This window comes from Microbacterium sp. Bi128, assembly GCF_918698205.1.
Genome location: NZ_CAKKMM010000624.1, coordinates 1 through 2,842, shown reverse-complemented (window position 1 = coordinate 2,842; position 2,842 = coordinate 1). Strand labels below are relative to the sequence as shown.

Genomic DNA, 2,842 nt, shown 5'->3' with positions numbered 1-2,842 from the left:
CTTCGGAGCCGATCTTCCAGCGGTAGTTGAGCGGGACCGTGGCCTTATCGGACTCCAGCGTCATTTGGCCGCTGTCCACTGCAGGCCGGGCCGGGTCAAGCCCCTTGAATATTTCCTTGAGCTGGTCGTTGGCGGCACCGGAGTCCTTGCCCTCAAAGGCGACGGATCCGACGTCGAGCGCGGACACCGCGGAGGCGAGCTGTTTGGCAGCGCTTTCGGCGCCCTCACGGCCGTCGCCGCAGGCGACCAGCGAGCCGCCAAGAACAAGGCCCACAAGGGCCAGTGCAAGTTTTGATGAGTTCCCCATGGCGCCCATTATGCCCCGGGCCACCGACAATTCTGTTGTCACATAACACCGTCACCTGCCCGCCGGGGACGCCTAGGGCCGCCGGATGATCCTGCGCTGCGCTGCCACGGCGATCGCGGCGGTGCGGTTGTCCACGCCGAGTTTGCCGTAGATGTGCACCAGGTGCGTCTTGACCGTGGCCTCGGAAATGAACAGCTGCTTCGCGATCGCCCGGTTTCCCATCCCGGTGGCCAGCAATCCGAGCAGCTGGACCTCGCGGGCGGACAGGGCGGGCTCCGGATTCCTGATCCGGCCCATCAGCCGGGCCGCGACCTCGGGGGCCAGCGCGGTGCCGCCCGCCGCGGCAGAGAGCACCGCCTGGCGGATCTGCTCGGGCGGGGCATCCTTGAGCATGTAGCCGCTGGCGCCGGCCTCGACGGCGGCCAGGATGTCGGCGTCGGAGTCATAGGTGGTCAGGATGAGCACCGGCGGCGCCGGCTCGCCGGCCTCTCCTGCCTTGATCCGGCCGGTCGCGGTGACGCCGTCCATGCCCGCGCCCATCTGCAGGTCCATGAGCACCACGTCCGCGGGCTCGCCCAGGGTGTGGAGCCTGGCCAGTCCGGCCAGCGCGGCGGCGCCGTCGGCGGCCTCGGCCACCACTGTGATGCCCTCCAGATCACCCAGCATTGCCCGCAGACCGGCCCGGACCACCGGGTGGTCGTCCACCAGGAACACCCGGATGTTGTTCATTTCCGGTCCCCGCGGGCCGGCGCCGGCGCGGCGTTGGAACCGGGTGCTTGGCCCAGTGGCAGCCGGATGGCCACCACGGTTCCCTCACCCGGGGCAGACTCGATGTCCAGCTGCCCGTGGAGGGCGGCCACGCGGTCCCGCAGCGACGTCAGACCATAGCCGGACCCGTCCGGACGGGCCGGCAAGGCCAAGGGGTCGAATCCGGCGCCGTCGTCGTAGATGTCCATGGCCACGTCCGGGCCGAGGAAGGAAAGGGTGACGACGGCGGTGCCCGCCTGCGCATGCGCCCGCACGTTGGCCAGGCTCGCCTGCGCGGCCCGGAGCAGGACCGTCTGGTGGGCGCCGGGGAGTTCCAACGGCACGCCTTCGACGTCGAGGCGGCAACGCAGCCGGGCACCCCGCGCCGCGGTCTCCGCTTCGGTCGTTTCGCACAGCCGGAGAAGTCCGGCCACGAGGGAGCCGTCCTCAAGATCGGGGGACTGCAGGGCCCGGACGAAGTTGCGGGCCTCTGCCAGGTTGGCGGCGGCCGTGTCCCGGACAATGCGGAGCCTGTCCCGTGCCACGGCGGGTTCGCCGTCGTCCAGGGCCTTCTCGGCCGCGCGCCCCATCAGCACAATGCTGGACAAGCCCTGGGCGAGGGTGTCATGGATTTCGCGGGCCAGCCGGGTCCGCTCGGCCAGGGTGCCGGCATTGTGCTGGGTCCGGGCGAGTTCGGCACGGGTGCGGCGGAGCTCTTCGGCCGCCAGCCGCTGGTTTTCCGCTTCCAGGAACAGTGCCCGGTAGGCCAGCCCGGTGACCACAGCGAAGGCTGCGCCGAAAACGGGCCCGAGCACCATGGGCAGCTGCAGCCCCACGCTGGCCGGATCCGCACTGGCCAGATCGGGAGACGCGGTACCGCCGTTGTGGAACCAGAGCGCCGCAATGACAAACACTGTGCTCAGTGCGATCGCCGGCAGCGCCAGCCGGCGCCGGAGCACGTGCAACTGCAGGAAGAACAGCGGGAAGGCCAGCCAGACGAAGTCGGCACTGGCCCAGACCAGCAGTAGCCAGAGGAGGCAGACGCCGCCCAGCCACCAGGCCGAGTAGGGCCGCGGATCGAACCGGGACCGGCGGGCGGCGTGCCGTTTCTCCAGCACGGTGCCCGCGAGGTAGAACGCGGCGAGCAGCACGGCCAGCAACAAGGTGATCCACTCCTGGCCCGTGATGCCGCCGGCCAGGAGCCGGAGCAGCGCCACCAGGAGCAGCACCGCAAAGCCGACGTGCAGGCTCACGCGAAGGACGCGCAGAATGACGGCCGCCCCGGTGGGCTCCGTGCCCGTCGCCGGTGCGCCGGCATGCCCAGCGTCGCCGTGCCCAGCGCCGGCGTGCCCAGCGCCCTTGGGTCCTGTGCCGTTGTGGACCGTGTTGCCGGCGTCGCCCTCCATGCTTCCAGCGTAGTGCCGGTGCGGCGGGGCTCCTGCGGAAAACGGCCCGCCCCCGGCGGAATCAACCTTTTGGTTGATCGCAGGGCCGTCCGACCGGTGCCGGCGGTCCAACCGGGCGGCCGATGCCCTGGAGCCCGGCGGAGGGAAGGCTGGAAGCAACGCCACAAGCGCCTCAAACGACACCACGAAGGACACCATGTATCTCGCCATCCGCGATATCCGCTTTGCCAAGGGACGGTTCGCCCTGATGGGTGCGGTCGTCGCCCTCATTACCCTCCTGCTCGTCATGCTTTCCGGACTGACGGCCGGCCTCGGAAACCAGTCGACGTCGGCCCTCGCCGCCCTCCCGGCCGACCAGCTGGTCTTCGGCGCCCCGGCCGGG

2 protein-coding genes and 2 pseudogenes are annotated in these 2,842 nt (G+C 70.5%); 1 reads left to right on the top strand and 3 read right to left on the bottom strand.

From position 1 onward, the window contains the following. The 3 genes and pseudogenes from LQV45_RS23925 to LQV45_RS23915 all read right to left on the bottom strand — a co-directional run. A pseudogene (locus LQV45_RS23925) lies at positions 1 to 307 on the bottom strand (penicillin-binding protein); the annotation flags it as partial. A gap of 72 nt (positions 308 to 379) precedes the next feature. Then, positions 380 to 1,036, bottom strand: coding sequence for a response regulator transcription factor (locus LQV45_RS23920; protein WP_230009120.1), 657 nt, complete (start codon positions 1,034 to 1,036; stop codon positions 380 to 382). Next, on the bottom strand, positions 1,033 to 2,460 hold the full coding sequence (locus LQV45_RS23915) for a sensor histidine kinase (protein ID WP_230009119.1): 1,428 nt from the start codon (positions 2,458 to 2,460) through the stop codon (positions 1,033 to 1,035). Before LQV45_RS23915 ends, LQV45_RS23920 begins: the two co-directional genes overlap by 4 nt. A 196-nt stretch (positions 2,461 to 2,656) precedes the next feature. Here LQV45_RS23915 and LQV45_RS23910 point away from each other — a divergent pair. Continuing rightward, a pseudogene (locus LQV45_RS23910) lies at positions 2,657 to 2,842 on the top strand (ABC transporter permease); the annotation flags it as partial.

Excerpts from the sequence above, each read along its gene's own strand:
- LQV45_RS23920 (WP_230009120.1), bottom strand. The coding sequence starts at position 1,036 with ATGAACAACATCCGGGTGTTCCTGGTGGACGACCACCCGGTGGTCCGG.
- LQV45_RS23915 (WP_230009119.1), bottom strand. The coding sequence starts at position 2,460 with ATGGAGGGCGACGCCGGCAACACGGTCCACAACGGCACAGGACCCAAG.